This is a genomic window from Priestia megaterium, assembly GCF_023824195.1.
GTDB classification, from domain to species: domain Bacteria; phylum Bacillota; class Bacilli; order Bacillales; family Bacillaceae_H; genus Priestia; species Priestia megaterium_D.
Window position 1 is genome coordinate 1,167,188 of record NZ_CP085442.1, and the last position, 14,149, is coordinate 1,181,336.

The 14,149-nt window shown below is 38.3% G+C and carries 17 protein-coding genes and 1 pseudogene; 11 read left to right on the forward strand and 7 right to left on the reverse strand.

The window, feature by feature from the left end; all coding sequences use genetic code 11:
- The first annotated feature begins 15 nt into the window (after positions 1-15).
- From LIS78_RS05955 to LIS78_RS05970, 4 genes and pseudogenes are all read left to right on the forward strand, one after another.
- A pseudogene (locus LIS78_RS05955) lies at positions 16-218 on the forward strand (hypothetical protein).
- Between the two features lie 108 nt (positions 219-326).
- Positions 327-1,046: a DUF554 domain-containing protein gene (locus LIS78_RS05960; protein WP_209151709.1), complete on the forward strand. Its 720-nt coding sequence runs from the start codon at positions 327-329 to the stop codon at positions 1,044-1,046.
- A gap of 129 nt (positions 1,047-1,175) precedes the next feature.
- Positions 1,176-1,550, forward strand: a complete 375-nt coding sequence (locus tag LIS78_RS05965; RefSeq protein WP_252284823.1) for a VOC family protein — start codon at positions 1,176-1,178, stop codon at positions 1,548-1,550.
- 79 nt (positions 1,551-1,629) lie between these two features.
- Entirely contained in the window at positions 1,630-1,947 is a 318-nt protein-coding gene (locus tag LIS78_RS05970; protein ID WP_013082157.1) for a hypothetical protein, read from the forward strand.
- Positions 1,948-2,004: 57 nt separating this feature from the next.
- Here the strand turns inward: LIS78_RS05970 and LIS78_RS05975 are convergent, their stop codons facing one another.
- The gene (locus LIS78_RS05975; RefSeq protein WP_057238823.1) at positions 2,005-2,322 is read right to left on the reverse strand and encodes an iron-sulfur cluster biosynthesis family protein; all 318 of its coding nucleotides are present in this window, start codon (positions 2,320-2,322) and stop codon (positions 2,005-2,007) included.
- Positions 2,323-2,834: 512 nt separating this feature from the next.
- On the opposite strand from LIS78_RS05975, the gene LIS78_RS05980 reads away from it, so the two are divergent.
- Genes LIS78_RS05980 through LIS78_RS05995 form a run of 4 tightly spaced genes read left to right on the forward strand, consistent with a single transcriptional unit; the run spans position 2,835 to position 7,613 of the window.
- Positions 2,835-4,529, forward strand: a complete 1,695-nt coding sequence (locus tag LIS78_RS05980) for a DUF6583 family protein (RefSeq protein ID WP_252284824.1) — start codon at positions 2,835-2,837, stop codon at positions 4,527-4,529.
- A gap of 14 nt (positions 4,530-4,543) precedes the next feature.
- The gene (locus LIS78_RS05985; RefSeq protein WP_252284825.1) at positions 4,544-5,767 is read left to right on the forward strand and encodes an ABC transporter permease; all 1,224 of its coding nucleotides are present in this window, start codon (positions 4,544-4,546) and stop codon (positions 5,765-5,767) included.
- Positions 5,764-6,906 carry an ABC transporter permease gene (locus LIS78_RS05990; protein ID WP_252284826.1) on the forward strand — a complete coding sequence of 381 codons (1,143 nt, stop codon included), beginning with the start codon at positions 5,764-5,766 and terminating at the stop codon, positions 6,904-6,906. The genes LIS78_RS05985 and LIS78_RS05990 overlap by 4 nt, the downstream gene beginning before the upstream one ends.
- On the forward strand, positions 6,903-7,613 hold the full coding sequence (locus tag LIS78_RS05995) for an ABC transporter ATP-binding protein (protein ID WP_195780883.1): 711 nt from the start codon (positions 6,903-6,905) through the stop codon (positions 7,611-7,613). The genes LIS78_RS05990 and LIS78_RS05995 overlap by 4 nt, the downstream gene beginning before the upstream one ends.
- 52 nt (positions 7,614-7,665) lie before the next feature.
- Here the strand turns inward: LIS78_RS05995 and LIS78_RS06000 are convergent, their stop codons facing one another.
- The 3 genes from LIS78_RS06000 to LIS78_RS31285 all read right to left on the reverse strand — a co-directional run bounded on the left by LIS78_RS06000 (position 7,666) and on the right by LIS78_RS31285 (position 9,799).
- Positions 7,666-9,021, reverse strand: coding sequence for a hemolysin family protein (locus tag LIS78_RS06000; protein ID WP_252284827.1), 1,356 nt, complete (start codon positions 9,019-9,021; stop codon positions 7,666-7,668).
- 59 nt (positions 9,022-9,080) lie between these two features.
- Positions 9,081-9,464 carry a MerR family transcriptional regulator gene (locus LIS78_RS06005; RefSeq protein ID WP_280640315.1) on the reverse strand — a complete coding sequence of 128 codons (384 nt, stop codon included), beginning with the start codon at positions 9,462-9,464 and terminating at the stop codon, positions 9,081-9,083.
- 209 nt (positions 9,465-9,673) lie between these two features.
- Positions 9,674-9,799, reverse strand: a complete 126-nt coding sequence (locus LIS78_RS31285) for a hypothetical protein (RefSeq protein WP_286676949.1) — start codon at positions 9,797-9,799, stop codon at positions 9,674-9,676.
- Positions 9,800-10,020: 221 nt separating this feature from the next.
- Between LIS78_RS31285 and gloA2 the strand changes: the two genes are divergently transcribed.
- Positions 10,021-10,419 (forward strand): SMU1112c/YaeR family gloxylase I-like metalloprotein, encoded by a 399-nt coding sequence (gene gloA2 / locus LIS78_RS06010; RefSeq protein WP_195780879.1) that lies wholly within the window; start codon positions 10,021-10,023, stop codon positions 10,417-10,419.
- A 5-nt stretch (positions 10,420-10,424) separates the two neighbouring features.
- Entirely contained in the window at positions 10,425-11,291 is an 867-nt protein-coding gene (locus LIS78_RS06015; protein WP_252284828.1) for a gamma-glutamylcyclotransferase family protein, read from the forward strand.
- 41 nt (positions 11,292-11,332) lie between these two features.
- On the opposite strand, the gene LIS78_RS06020 is transcribed toward LIS78_RS06015, so the two are convergent.
- Positions 11,333-12,208: an aldose 1-epimerase family protein gene (locus LIS78_RS06020; RefSeq protein ID WP_209151163.1), complete on the reverse strand. Its 876-nt coding sequence runs from the start codon at positions 12,206-12,208 to the stop codon at positions 11,333-11,335.
- A gap of 140 nt (positions 12,209-12,348) precedes the next feature.
- On the opposite strand from LIS78_RS06020, the gene LIS78_RS06025 reads away from it, so the two are divergent.
- A complete protein-coding gene (locus LIS78_RS06025; protein WP_016763336.1) occupies positions 12,349-12,795 on the forward strand; it encodes a YndM family protein in 447 nt (148 codons plus the stop codon).
- 36 nt (positions 12,796-12,831) lie between these two features.
- On the opposite strand, the gene lepB is transcribed toward LIS78_RS06025, so the two are convergent.
- Together lepB and LIS78_RS06035 are read right to left on the reverse strand one after the other, a co-directional pair.
- Positions 12,832-13,383 (reverse strand): signal peptidase I, encoded by a 552-nt coding sequence (lepB, locus tag LIS78_RS06030; RefSeq protein WP_048020272.1) that lies wholly within the window; start codon positions 13,381-13,383, stop codon positions 12,832-12,834.
- A 190-nt stretch (positions 13,384-13,573) separates the two neighbouring features.
- A complete protein-coding gene (locus LIS78_RS06035) occupies positions 13,574-13,909 on the reverse strand; it encodes a LapA family protein (protein WP_014461129.1) in 336 nt (111 codons plus the stop codon).
- Positions 13,910-14,149 lie beyond the last annotated feature (240 nt).

Here is a 14,149-nt window from a genome sequence, read left to right on the forward strand (position 1 = left end):
AGTTGCTTCTAGCTGTTGATTGGGGGGCAAGGCGAAGACTCCTGCGGGAAAAGCGGAAGCGACGAGGAGGCTCATCGGCCGCCCGCGGAAAGCGAAGTCTTGCACGGAAATCAACAGCGGTGTCACAAGCAGTCCAGCTCATGTATCCCATTTGTTCGTTTTTAGATGGGGGGGATTTAGTTATGTTTCAATCTCTTTTTTCTTTTCTTCATAATTGAAAGAATTTTGTGTTAAAATTTAGTGTGTTTGATACAGCTAGTGCGGAGCAGAGAGGGAGTAGAACAAATGAAAAAAGAAACGGCATTATTCATGGTAAAGGTGACAGCATGTTTATTATAGGAGCATTAGTAAATGGACTAGCGATTGTTGTAGGAACATTAATGGGCAAGCTTGCTCACCGCATTCCTGAAAAAGTAAGCGTGACGGTGATGCAAGTGATGGGTTTATCCGTTATCACGCTCGGTTTGCAAATGGGCTTTAAAAGTCATCAGTTTTTAATTGTGATTTTGAGCTTAGCCATTGGAGCGGTTATTGGTGAGTTCATTGATTTAGATGAAAAGCTAAACCTTTTAGGCAATATGATTGAACGAAAATTTCAATCTCAGCAAAATGACAAGCAAATATTCAGTATTTCACAGGGCTTTGTAACAGGGACGTTAATTTTTGTCATTGGAGCGATGGCGATTGTAGGGGCATTAGACAGCGGAATACGCGGCGATCACAGCGTATTGTTTACGAAAGCGGTGATGGATGGATTTATCTCATTATTATTAACGACTACGCTTGGAATAGGCGTCATTTTCTCAGCTGTGCCCGTATTTCTGTACGAAGGCATCATTGCGTTATTTGCTACGCAAATTAATGCGGTCGTGCCGCAAGATTTAATGAATAGTATCATTGCCGAAGTCACAGGAGTAGGCGGCGTGTTAATTTTAGCGATTGGAATTAATTTATTAGAAATTATTAAGATCAAAGTTGCGAATTTACTGCCTTCGATTTTAATTGCGGTTGTGATTGTAGTTGTACAGCATACATATTTTTCATGAAGAAAAAGCTTGTGAATAGTATTCGCAAGCTTTTTTGTATATATGAGCAAAAGTTAAGGGAATAGCAGGTATAAAGTGATACGTGGATAATGGTATAGAATGAACCAAAAACAAAAAGGAGGATTAAAAATGCCGAGTCCTGTTTTCAATAAAATGAATACGGTATTTATCCACGTATCTCATTTAAAAACTTCGGTAAAATGGTATAGCGAGTTATTGAATCAAGAGTACAAGATGAGCGAGGTTAAGAACCCAGTATATAATCTTAAAATTGATGGAGAAACAGGATTAACGCTAGACGCAGGTCCTGAAGGAAAAGAAAAACAAATAGCGGTTAGTTTCCATCCAATTTTTAATTTTCATACTGAAGATATTAAAGAAGCGTATGAATTTGTTAGAGGGCTGCACTATACGATTGATTCTCCGATTACTTCTTTTGAGGATTTTTCGTTTTTTACTATAAAAGATCCGGATGGACATGTGGTCATGATTTGCACAGGTTAAGTCGTTAGCTCCAGAAGTTTAAGATATAGTATACTAATAATAAAACCCTAATGAGATGAAGTAAGGAGAAATACTGCTTATGAAAGACAATCAACAGATTACAGCTCTTATTGCTGCACAAGTGGAGAAGTTAGCACGTCAATTTGGCTATGACTTTTTATCTGAAAAACAAGGGAATCAAACGCTTTGTCAAATTCTTCAGCGAGATGAAGACGGATCTATTTTGGCAACACCGCTTAGTTTTCATTTACATATGAATGAAGACAAAGGAACCGGAGATATTATTTACTACCATGAACAAGGAGAATTTAAGCGTCAGCAGGTGAATGTATATGAAGAAAATAGCCTTGTGAACGTTTTGTTATTTATCCAAGAGCGGTTAAAGGTCAATCGATAGAAGCGAGTTTCCTAACATATGCATAGAAAAAAAGCAGGGAGTTCCCAGCTTTTTTTTCTATGAATTGATATAGCGCAATCCTACGCGGTTATTAAAAATTTGGTTGTGATTTTTGAAGACAAAAGCACCTGCTGCGTGATCAATCACCAGCTCATTGTCGTACACTTCTTCCATGTCATCATCAACAATAAATTCTAAGTCTTCAACCGTTACAACTTTTTCATAGGGTTGAAGGCTGCGCTTTGAGATGATCTTCATTTCATAAATTGTATTAACAATATCGCAGCTTCCTCGATCAAAAGAAAGCTGAATCATTTGATTTTGTTCTACGTTCTGCAACGCTTCTTTTGCAGAAGAAGTGACGCGTATATTCATAATGATATCCTCCTTTTTCTATCCTCAAATTAAATTGTGTAAAATGTATTTAGAAATACTTTACTCGATTTTTATATCACCGGCAAGAAAAAAGCTTTCTTATATTATTTCCCTTTCGAACCAGAACAAAACGCTGCTTTTTTTATCATGTTTTCATAAAGGCGTACATAGATATCACCTGTATGTGATTAAAGGAAAAAGAGATCGACTATAGAAAAACGCTGCTTCGTAATCCTTAGGTGTAAATGCTTAAAAATAGGGATATATTGTAAAAAATAAGAAGTTAAGTCATTTAACTATTTTAATAGTTATTGAGATAGTTTTGAATAATTGGTTTTATTTTCAATATATTAGGTACTTAAGTAGAGTACTTTGCACACGATATTGAACCGAAAGACATCGGTTTATCGGACTAATTATTGTCTTATTTTGTCGAAGTAGTAGAATTTATGGAAACCTTTCCTTATCATGTACAAAGTGAATAACAAAATACATAGGAGGTTCTGGTGTAGATGAGTGAGAAAGATCAAAACAGAACAACAGACGAAACAGCGGCTTCGCTAGAAACAGCGCCCGCTCCCAAAAAAGCGCCGGCTAAATGGGTTATCATTTTAGCAGCTTTAATTGTGATTATTGGAGGAGCAATTACATTTGCTACGGTATTTAAAAAATCTCCTAAGCAATTATACTTAATTTCTGAAGTAAATACGTATCAAAAAGCAGCTGATGAATTAGAAACGAAGTACAGTGAAACGATGGCTTATCAGGAAAAAGCGATGAAGCAGCCTTCTACCACAAATGCTACTATCAAAGGCGGCTTTAACATGGATTCACTTTCGTATGATCCAAGCTTTAAAATGATTCAAGATCTTATCAGTAAAGCTGAAATTAAAATTAAAGCGGAACAAGATCCGAAAAAAAGTGAAGGATACGGTTCACTGGCTCTTAATATCGGCGGTTCAAAAGCACTTGATCTAGAAGGTTTTCAAACGAAAGAAAGAATAGGCTTTAAAGCCCCGATTCTAGCAAATGAATATTTCTATTTAAACTTAGACGAATATGGACAGGTAGCGCGTAAGTTCGATCCTTCTTATTCAGGTCCTGAAACGCTTGATATTAACACAAGCAACGTGAGTTTAGAAGACTTAAAGTTAACGGCAAAAGAAAAGACCTACATTGCAAAAGAGTACGGAACGTTCATTTATGATGAGCTAGACAGCGATTATTTTACAAAAGAAAAAAATGTGGATTATAAAACAAATGGCAAAACGCTTCAGTTAACAAGCGTGACGCTTAACATGTCTGATAAAGAAACAAAACAATTTATGGATAAGCTTATTGCGAAGGTAGCAAAAGATGACAAGCTTCATACCATCTATGCAAATCACGTATCTAAGCTGTTTAAATCTTCGACAGCAACGAATCCAGAATTAAAAGATATGGCAGATCCAAAAGAATTGAAAAAATCAGTAAAAGAAAGTCTTCAAGACTTCCAAAAAGAAGCAAAAGATACGACTTACCCTGGCGGTGTTAAATCAACTGTGTACGTTCAAGATGATATTGTGGTAGCGCGCGATATGAACATGGGCGTAAAAAATGCTTCTAACGATAAAGGCAAACTTAACGTAGTGACTAAAAATATTCCGTATGAAGATAACAAAACGGCTAAGCAGTTTAAAGCAGTCTTAACCGATAGCACTACCGATGATGCGTTTACGTTTGATATGAAAAATAATGTAACAACGGAAAGTGAAAAACGAAAAGAAAACATGTCTATTCATTTGTTAACAAAAGATTCAAAAGATGAAGACACGAATATGACGTTTAAAATGAATTCAGTAATCAATGGTAAAACCGATGCGAAACAAACGGCTGACCGTACTTTCTCTTTAGACTTAGGTGATCAAGAAGATCTAGTAGTAAACGGGGAAGTAAAGCAGAATCAAGCAATAAGTGCTTCAAAAGGAAAAGCAGATTATTCGTTTGATATTCGTACAAAAATAGGACCAAAAGCAGATCCGGCAAACGTTACGTTAAAAATTGACTCTGCTTCTCAATTAAAAAAATCAGCATCTATTCCAGAGCTTGACGCATCTAATGCGACAAACGTAAAAGATGTAACGCCTGAAGATATGCTGTCGATTCAAGAAAATTTCGCTAAAAATGTTCAAGGTCTCATGATGAATATGGGAACCGCTGGTTACTAAAAGGTGCAAAGCAGATGAAGATATATTTCTCTTTGACTCTTTTTACATGTAAAGCTCTATTGAAAAATATAAAATCTCTCATACTGCTAATAATGATCCCTGCTCTGTTTTTACTTGGAGCAGGGATCATTATTAGTCAGACCATGCAAGGTGAGGAGAGAGTAAATCGGTTCCCCGTGGCAATTGTGGATAAAGATGATACTGCACAAACGAAGTACGTCATCGAACAGCTGACTGAAGGTAAGCTCCGCAGAATCATGAAGCCTCTTTACACGAATGAACAGAAAGCTAAACAGCTGCTGCAGCAAAATAAAGTGGCAGCCATTGTGACGCTGCCAAAAGGTTTTAGTCACGATATTGCTCATGGAAAAAATCAGCCTTTACACGTCATTGGAAATAGCAATAAGCCGCTTCAGTCACAGCTGTTTCGCTACGTGATGGAAAGTGCAGCCGACTACACGTCAGCTGCTCAAAGTGGTATTAATACGGTTGATACCTTTTTAGAAAAAGAAAATGTTTCCGATGAAAATAGACGCGCAGAGTTTAAGAAAAGCTTGGTGACGTTTGGGCTTCATGTGTTAGATAGAGGAAGTTTATTTGATGAACAAATAGAAACGAGTTTCTTTCAGCAGGATATGAAGCAATATTATGTCCTGTCTTTTGCTGCTTTGCTGCTTATGATTTGGAGCTACAGCGGATGGCTGCTTGCTAGTGAAACGCAGACTTCTCCCGTGCTGGCTCGAATGAAAACAAGAGGTGTATCGTTTGTCCACATTTATTTAGCGCAGCTGACGGCTCTGTATGTTCTTTTGCTACCGGTATCTGTCGTTTTGTTTGGCAGCCTCCTTAAAGGATTGAAACTGCCTGTAACCGGTACGTACGGAGAGCTTTTTTTAGGGATAAGCGGAAGTTTGTTTGCTTTTTTATGTTTGTTTTTACTGCTTCGTGTTCTTTTTTTATCACAAAAAGCTTATCAAATAACCGGTTTGCTGTTTATTTTGCTGAGTGCGATTTTAAGTGGACATGTTGTGCCCGTCGTCTATTTACCAGACTGGGCGAGTGGTTTTCAGAAGTGGTCACTCAACACCCGCGTCTTGGAGCTGTTATTTTATGAATTTGATGGATATAACACAAACGAAGCTTTTCTTTACCTTAAGCCTATTCTCATTACGGCAGCAGGAAGTTTTGTTCTTGCTGTTGGCTACGTGATGACTCCGCAAAGGCGGTGGAGAAAATGATCAGTGAAAAAATAAAGCAGCTGCTGAAGCGCCCTATGCTTGTTATCATGATTTTCTTTTTGCCTTTAATAGGAACGATTATTAGCAGCTCGTTTTTAGCAAAAGTAGAAAGTGATTCAAAAATACCCGTTGCTCTTGTCGATCAAGATCACAGCAAAATGTCTAAACAAGTGATCAATCGACTACAGAAAACAACAGAAATTCAGTTTCTTTCTCTGAACGAAGAACAAGCGAGAAAGCAGCTGGCAAAAAATAAAATTGACAGCATTTTTATGTTTCCTCACGGATTTCAACAAGAAGTAGAAGCGGGGAATTATCAAGGAGTAATTGATTTGCTCACGCTGCCTTCTTCTGTTGCCATAGAAGCGGTTCGAGAAGTCGTGGCGAGTGAAGTGACAAGGTTAACGACAAATGTTAAAGCGGCAAATGAAGTGCGTTTTTTATATAAAGTCTATAACATTCATGCAGGACCGGATTTATGGAAAGAAGCGTATCGTTATACCGATAACCAGTGGAAGCCAAAGCCGCTGATGACAATTGATTACGAGGGGCAAGGAACGAAGCATACGAGGCAAGGGAGCGTTCAAATGACCGGATACGTGCCGCTATGGGGATTCTTTACGCTTTTACTTTGCTGCATCACATCAGATTGGATGATTAAAGAGCGGAGGCACCTTTTCAAACGAATGAAAACGATGCAAAAAGGACTTTACGGTTATATTCGAAGCGTCAGTGCCGCTTATGCTGTGTTATACGTGCTTCAAGCTCTCATAAGCTTTGTTCTATTTAAATGGCTGTATGGAGTAGAGTCTTACGGTGTGCTGCTGTATATGTGTATCTATGTGATTGTGTGCGTTGCTTTTAGCACGTGGCTTGCAAGTGAAAGTCAGCGAGTTGGATCTTATTATATGATCAGCGTTGTCATGGTCACAGGACTCAGTATAATAGGAGGGAGCTTTTTCCCGGTAGGAGAGCTTTCTGCAACGATTGAAAGAATAAGTCAGTGGCTTCCGCAGCATTTGCTTCTGTATCACCATGCACTGCCGCTTACGTTCATTTGGAAAGAGATAGCTGCTTCCATTGCATGTATAAGTTTGTGCGCGTTTAAAATAGTGTGGAATGTGAGGAGCATCAAATGATTGAAATTAACAATGTTAGCAAAACATACGGAAAAAAACGGTCGTTAGCAAATGTTACGCTGACCGTAGAAAGTGGAGAAGTCATTGGTCTTTTAGGACCAAACGGCGCTGGTAAGTCGACGCTTCTGTCTATTTTGTCTACCATTACGGCTCCTTCAAGCGGTAATGTCACGATTGGAGGCTTATCGCTTAAGAAAAATCAAAAAGCGATTCGAGAAGTCATTGGCTACGTTCCACAGGACATAGCGCTGTGGGAAGAGCTTAGTGTAAAAGAAAACATGAAAATGTGGAGCAAAATGACTTCACGCTCTCTGTCGAATGAACAGCTTCAGTCTCTTTGCTCAGCTGTACAGCTCGAAGGAAGATGGAAGGAAAAAGTGAAAAATTTATCAGGAGGCATGAAGCGAAAGCTAAATATAGCCGTTTCACTTATTCATGAACCGTCAGTTTTGTTAATGGACGAGCCGACAGTCGGAATTGATTTGCAGTCCAAGCTTGAGATCATTCGTTATATTAAACAGCTGGCGGCAAAAGGAAAGACGATTATCTATATTACCCATGATTTGAATGAGATCTTAGACGTGTGTCATCGGTTTGCGGTCTTAAAGGAAGGAAAGCTGGAATTTGTCGGCACGATGGACCAAGCGAAGGAAAAGACTGGGGAAGATGCAGAAGAGAACGTTGTGTATAAGCTGCTGCATGATTAAGATAAAGTAATGATAAAAAAAGAGCCGCTTCATGAAGAAGCGGCTCTTTCTATTATGCTTGTGTAACTTCTTGTTCTGGTGAATGACTTTCAGGCTGCACGCGTTCTTCTTCAGGAAGGGCACGTACTTCTACTTCTTTCATTTGGTGACCGTCCATTTCTTTTGCAATAAACTCGTATCCAAAAAGTTTGAACGATTCGCTTTCTTGAATATCGATATTTTGCATTAGCATCCAGCCACCAATTGTATCGATATCGTCGTTTTCAATTTCGATATGAAGTACTTCGTTGACTTCTTCAAGCAGTACTTTTGAGTTGAAGACAAAGTGCTGATCGCTGATTTTTTGAACAAGCGGCTTTTCATCTGTATCAAACTCATCTCGAATTTCTCCAACGATTTCTTCTAAAATATCTTCAACGGTAACGATACCAGCCGTACCGCCGTACTCGTCAATCAACACAGCCATATGCGTACGTTTCTTTTGCATCGAGCGCAATAGGTCTTGAATCGCTACGGTTTCAATTACTTGAATAATAGGATTCATATAAAGCTTCACGCTTTGCTTTTTTAGCGCATCGTTAATTACGACATCGTTTAGAATCTCTTTGACGTTGACTAAGCCGATAATGTTATCTTTGTCTCCGTCAACGGTAACAGGGTAACGGGTGTAGCGATCTTCTACAGCAAGCTTTAAGAAATCTTCAATGCTGTCGTCTTCAGAAACAGCTGAAATTTCTGTTCTTGGTACCATGATTTCGCGAGCAACACGGTTATCGAATTCGAAAATGTTGTTCACGTACTTATATTCAGACTGGTTAATTTCCCCACCTTTAAAACTTTCTGATAAAATAATGCGCAGCTCTTCTTCACTGTGCGCAAGTTCATGCTCTGAAGCTGGCTTTAATCCAAACATTCCAGTTAATAAACGGGCAGAACCATTTAGTAACCAAATGAAGGGGAACATAATTTTATAGAATAAAATTAACGGACGAGCAAACAATAACGTAACTGTTTCAGCTTTTTGAATCGCAAATGTTTTTGGCGCTAATTCACCAACGACTACGTGAACAAACGTTACAAGCGCAAATGCGATAATGAATGAAAGAATATGTGTTAAAGATGCAGCAACACCCAATTTTTCAAACAGGGGTTCTAAAATCTTCGCAACAGTCGGTTCTCCTAACCAACCGAGTCCTAAAGCAGTAATCGTAATACCAAGCTGACACGCAGATAAATACTCATCTAAGTGTGTCGTCACGGTTTTAACCGCATTCGCTCCTTTTTTTCCTTCAGCAACAAGTTGATCTACCCGTGAACTACGAAGCTTCACAATTGCAAACTCTGAAGCAACGAAAAAAGCAGTGAGTACAATTAAAATCGCAAAAATAATTAAGTTAATGGTTATCAATGAATATACTTACTTTATAGTGCTATAAAGTAAGTAAACACCTCCTGTAAATAATAAATTTACGACAGCAGCAGCAGTAAAGAGTGCAAAAGAGTGACGCTTTCTGGTGAAAGCCGATTCATCATTACTTTTCGATCTTCTTCATTAAGCTTCTCCATAAGCGGTGCAACTTCTTTTAAACTGTCGTTTAGTACGTAAAATTTGGATGCTAATTCGTCTTTGGAGTGGCTATTCTCGGATTGCTCTATAGAAAATAGAGAAGAAATCTCTTCAAGAGAACGGCCTTCGCTTTTTAATTTTTCAATTAAGTAAAGACGTTTCAGCGCTTCATCGTTATAAAAGCGATAGTTAGAAGCAGAGCGTTCTGCTTTTAACAACCCAATGTTGGTATAATAGTCAACCGTGCGTTTCGTTACATGTGCCATCTCTGCAAGTTCGCCAATTTTGTATGTCGCAACCCCATCAGAATACCACCTCCTTTAACTATGTTAACCATCACGTGATGGTTTTTATCTACGTAACTATTTATCTTTTATCCTATCGTAATTAAGTATACGCGCGTAAGATCAAAAAGTTTCATTTTTTTATTAGCATTCAGTATATCTCAAAATAAGGTAGTTTGACAAAGATTTTATAAAAAAACTCGCTTGTATTAAGCGAGTTTTTTAGTAGGATGACGTACGATAATGTGCATGCGTTCATACACATATTGAATACGTTCAGTATATTCTATGAACTCAGCACTCATTGGAGATAGCTGATCAGCAATACGGTGCATAATAGCAGCTTCTTCTTTTAACGAATCTAAATTTTGAGTTTGTCAATTCTTGCTTTAAATGTTAACGAAATCATGTTATTCACCTCGTTGTTATGTTACTTGTTATGAGGCGCTATGTCCGTGACTTTTATCACTCTAGTTAAAGGTGATAACGTAATTATTTGATGTTTGCCGGCATTTTGTGTAGGATGATTAGAAAAGGGTTTTTATGGGAGAATGAAATGAATTTAAAACGAATGCACCACGTAGCCATTATAGGAAGTAATTATGAACGTTCAAAAGCTTTTTATGTAAATGTGTTAGGATGCAAGATTATAGAAGAAACATATAGAAAAGAAAGAGATTCATATAAGCTAGATTTAGAAGTAGCTCCTGGCTATCAAATTGAGTTGTTCTCGTTTCCAAATCCGCCACAACGTCCTTCAAGACCTGAAGCGTGCGGCTTACGCCATTTAGCTTTTGCGGTTGAAAGCGTAGAGGATTCCAAGCGTGAACTAGAGCAGCAAGGGATTGATGTGGAACCTATTAGGGTAGATAAACTAACGGGAAAAAAATTCACATTTTTTGCTGATCCGGACGGGTTACCGCTAGAGCTTTATGAAGAGAAAGAGGGGGAATAAGGAGTATGTGCAATTATTTATTTGTATACGGAACGCTTCTTGAAGGAGAAGGTAATCACGGATTGCTGCATCATGCGCGCCCTATTGCCAAGCAGGCAAAAACGAAAGGGAAATTATATGACACAAAGCAAGGCTATCCGATGCTTGATATCGACAGTGAACATATTGTGTACGGAGAAGTATATGAAGTGACCGATCAGCTTATGTGGAAGGCTCTTGATGAATTAGAAGGGTACATTCATGAAGGTCATAAAGACAATGAATATGATAAAGTTGTGCAAACGGTTGAAACGGACCAAGGTGAATTTGAAGCCGTTGTGTATGTAGCAAGAGACCGTTCCCTGCTGCACGAATTTATCCCGGGCGGAAACTGGCGCGTGTGGAAAGAAGATTTATTAGAAGGCATGCTGTATTTTGCTTACGGTTCATGTATGGATAACGATCGTTTTATTCAGCACGGCGTTGATCAGCATTTCCGGGACTGTCTCGGCAGAGCTGTTTTCAAAGGCTATACGCTTCGATATAACCACGTTATTCATGACGGAGGACGTGCAGACATGGTTGAAGAAGGCGGAGTCGTTGAAGGTAAACTGTACCGCGTGCCGCCCGAAGCGATTACGTATTTGTATGGCAGAGAAGGGGTAGATAATAACGGCTATCGTCCTGCCATTATCTCTGTCGAGCATGAAGGTAAGATGGTGGATCATGTTCTTACTTTTTTTGTATTAAATAAAGAAAAAGAAGTCGCACCTCCGGATCATTATTCGACTGAAATTATTCGAGGAGCAACAGGTGTACTCAGCGAAGAATACGTTCAGAAGCTAATAGAGCAAGTCCATGCGCTAAAAAATAGTGATGTTGTAAATAACTAATATAAAAGCCTATTTGGAGGTATCCAAATAGGCTTTTTGCATTAGCTAAAGGAAACAGAGAACTCTGTTTGAAATACACCGTCTTTTGATAAACGGTTGATGCCTAATTTTTCTTTGAAATTTCCGTTATGATCATGCGTATCTGCAATTCCAAACCAAGGTTCGATGCAAAGAAAAGGAGCGATTGTATGATTTTCTGCATCATACTTTGACCAAATACCGACATACGGGAAATCATTAAACTGAACGTTAATTTGATTTTCATTAACCGGCGATTTAATCGTAATTCCGTCAATATGACTAAAAATTAACGCATCATTTGCAAATAAATCTGCGCTTAGCGGCAGCTGGTGCAAATTTTCTGCAGCCCCTTTTTCATGAATAAGAGCGTCTTTTAATACAAATTCCTTCGGCGTAGTTTCAGAAGGCTCTATTTCTAAAAAGTAATCAGAAATCTGCTCGTTTTCACGTAACGGAATACGAAAAGCAGGGTGGGCTCCAATTGAAAAATACATATCGCCTTTATCTTCATTCACTACCTTCCACTGAAACGTTAATATGTTGCTTTCCAGACGGTAGCTAATTTCAACTGAACATTCAAACGGATATACGTCTTTAAAACGGCCGTTTGTAGCAAATTGCAGCCGTGCTGTTTCGTTTGTTTGCTCGATCACGCTGAAAGTAGAATCACGTAAAAAACCGTGCTGAGGCAAAGAGTATACGCGCTGATCAACGGTATACTGATCATTTTTTAATCGGCCTACAATCGGAAACAATACGGGCGATACTCGTCCCCAATAAGCGGGATCGCCGCTCCACATAAACTGCAGGTCTTTTTCTTTATGAAATACTTCTACAACTTCCGCTCCTTTTTCTTCAATGCTGACTTTCATTTTGCTATTTTCTAGTACAATCATTACAACATCTCCCAAATCATTCTTGTACGCTAGAGCAGTCTCAAACGTACTGGCTTTGCTTATATTATACCCTTCTTGGCAAAAAAGGTATTAATTTCCCTATTTTTGTTCAAATTAAATAGAAAAAGGAGGGTTCAAATATGAATCATGCAACATTATTGCTCATTAAATTTGCAGCGGCACTTATTGCGTTTGGTATAGGACTTGATTTGTTTTTTGATGCAACCATCGGAGACATTATTTCTTTTAGCTTGCTAACGACAGTTGTGACATATCTAGTAGTGGATCGAATTGTACTGCCTCGAGTGGGCAATCGCGATGCCATTATTGTTGAATTTGTTCTAACCTATATGAGCGTATGGATTTTTGGCACATTGTTATTAGACAGCTACGTTCAAATTGCTTGGGGAAGTATTATTTCTGCAGCTATTATTACATTTGCCGAGGTTTTTGTTCACCGCTACTTATTCAACCATATTGAAACCAAACATACAGCGAGAACGCGTCCGGCTTTTAAGCGAAAACTAGCGTATGACACAGAATTTGCAGAAGAACAGCATGTAGAAAACAAGGAAAATCCAAAATAAAAAGAAAGCTCACTTTTGAGCTTTCTTTTTTATGTGTTAATGCATAAAAGTCATTTCCTTTAAAGGCCAGTATTTCATATTGACTTCTCCCATGATCGAAGAAATCGGAGTGAGGCCAAAATGCCTGCCATCTCGGCTAATGCGTCTGTTGTCACCTAGCACTAATACGTATCCATCCGGTATTGTGCCGTCTGGAGACAGTTCGTACGTGGAAAAATTTTCAGTAAATCGCTCGTAAGCGGGCACTTTGGATAAATATTTATGAAGATGCGGCTCTTTTTTGACTTTGTTATTTATATACAGAACATCATCTTTGTATTCGACCGTTTCTCCTGGTAAGCCCACAATACGCTTTACTAGAAAATCACTGCTATAGGGAGCTTGCAAAACGACAATGTCAAAGCGCTCCAGCTTGCTGTGTTTGTTAATAATAATTCGATTGCCTTCGTGCAAAATAGGCTTCATAGAATCGCCTTTTACAGTGTAGGGTTGAAACCAATAGTGCTGAACGACAACAGAAAGCAAAACGGTGCCGAGGATGACGCTTGTGTATGTAAGGATTTCACGCTTTATTTTTTTATTGATCATAATGGATGAACACCTTCTTAACGGTAAGACTGTCAATTTAAGTTTTTCATAGAGATATAACAGTGTTGATTGTACCATTCAGAACTAAAGTTTTCCATATTTATCTGTTTATGCGTGTATGCCAAAAGTATGCTTGGCGGAACAAAAAATGAAAAAAGCCGTTATTCTCTAGAATAACGGCTTTTTTTTATTATAACTGAGCGCGCTCAGTTCGAGTAGCTGGTTGATTTGGTTCTTCTTCCACAACAGGCTCAACAGGCTTATGCTGCTTAATTTCTTCTTCCAGTTCAGCAATTCGCTTGTTTTTCTGCTTCACTTGTCCTCTTAATTGAACAATTTTTACAAAACTTAATGAAGCAGCAACAACTCCTCCAAACACAGCCGTTGTTAAGATAATTAAAATAAGAGGCCATTTTTGTGAACCAAATACATAGTTGAATTGTACCGGATCGTTGTTAATTACAGCTAAAACAGCAATGATAAGAGCAAATATAAGTCCTAAAATAAAAAAGCTCTGTCCTTTCATAAGCTGCACTTCCTTTCTTTACATGGTCATTACAACTTTTATAGCGTAACCACTCATCTTAAGTGTTTGCTATCTTGCTTATAGGTATACGTATCCACATTTAAACAAAATCAAACATTTTCTTGATTATATATCTTTCTTTTAAAACACAATATATCGATTGGTGTAGAAACTTTGACATGTCCAAAGACCTGTTATGTCGAATTTTTGGAATAAAGAGCTCGCGTATCCTTTTTTTGC

Bases quoted from the DNA above. Each gene is read 5' to 3' on its own strand.
- LIS78_RS05960 (WP_209151709.1), top strand. From the start codon at position 327: ATGTTTATTATAGGAGCATTAGTAAATGGACTAGCGATTGTTGTAGGA.
- LIS78_RS05965 (WP_252284823.1), top strand. From the start codon at position 1,176: ATGCCGAGTCCTGTTTTCAATAAAATGAATACGGTATTTATCCACGTA.
- LIS78_RS05970 (WP_013082157.1), top strand. From the start codon at position 1,630: ATGAAAGACAATCAACAGATTACAGCTCTTATTGCTGCACAAGTGGAG.
- LIS78_RS05975 (WP_057238823.1), bottom strand. From the start codon at position 2,322: ATGAATATACGCGTCACTTCTTCTGCAAAAGAAGCGTTGCAGAACGTA.
- LIS78_RS05980 (WP_252284824.1), top strand. From the start codon at position 2,835: ATGAGTGAGAAAGATCAAAACAGAACAACAGACGAAACAGCGGCTTCG.
- LIS78_RS05985 (WP_252284825.1), top strand. From the start codon at position 4,544: ATGAAGATATATTTCTCTTTGACTCTTTTTACATGTAAAGCTCTATTG.
- LIS78_RS05990 (WP_252284826.1), top strand. From the start codon at position 5,764: ATGATCAGTGAAAAAATAAAGCAGCTGCTGAAGCGCCCTATGCTTGTT.
- LIS78_RS05995 (WP_195780883.1), top strand. From the start codon at position 6,903: ATGATTGAAATTAACAATGTTAGCAAAACATACGGAAAAAAACGGTCG.
- LIS78_RS31285 (WP_286676949.1), bottom strand. From the start codon at position 9,799: ATGCACCGTATTGCTGATCAGCTATCTCCAATGAGTGCTGAGTTCATA.
- gloA2 (WP_195780879.1), top strand. From the start codon at position 10,021: ATGAATTTAAAACGAATGCACCACGTAGCCATTATAGGAAGTAATTAT.
- LIS78_RS06015 (WP_252284828.1), top strand. From the start codon at position 10,425: ATGTGCAATTATTTATTTGTATACGGAACGCTTCTTGAAGGAGAAGGT.
- LIS78_RS06020 (WP_209151163.1), bottom strand. From the start codon at position 12,208: ATGATTGTACTAGAAAATAGCAAAATGAAAGTCAGCATTGAAGAAAAA.
- LIS78_RS06025 (WP_016763336.1), top strand. From the start codon at position 12,349: ATGAATCATGCAACATTATTGCTCATTAAATTTGCAGCGGCACTTATT.
- lepB (WP_048020272.1), bottom strand. From the start codon at position 13,383: ATGATCAATAAAAAAATAAAGCGTGAAATCCTTACATACACAAGCGTC.
- LIS78_RS06035 (WP_014461129.1), bottom strand. From the start codon at position 13,909: ATGAAAGGACAGAGCTTTTTTATTTTAGGACTTATATTTGCTCTTATC.